Raw genomic sequence first — 207 nt, 5'->3', positions numbered from 1 at the left:
TATTTGAGTAAAATCACTGCCCACATTTTTTAATTGCGTGATCCCACTACCAACCGCTGACCAGCCTTTTCCTAGGCTTGAGCCTAATGTTTGCCAAGCACCATCACTGTCTTTATCACCATGGAAAGCTGTTTTTATTTGAGTAAAATCACTGCCCACATTTTTTAATTGCGTGATCCCACTACCAACCGCTGACCAGCCTTTTCC

1 protein-coding gene is annotated in these 207 nt (G+C 43.0%); it reads right to left on the bottom strand.

All coding sequences use genetic code 11. The features are described 5' to 3' along the window. A partial coding sequence (locus Q0779_RS23950; RefSeq protein WP_298776781.1) for a hypothetical protein occupies window positions 1–207 on the bottom strand: 207 nt, incomplete at both ends.

The sequence above is a fragment of the uncultured Shewanella sp. genome, assembly GCF_947491715.1.
Taxonomy (GTDB): domain Bacteria; phylum Pseudomonadota; class Gammaproteobacteria; order Enterobacterales; family Shewanellaceae; genus Shewanella.
This window is presented reverse-complemented; position numbering and strand designations above follow the sequence as displayed.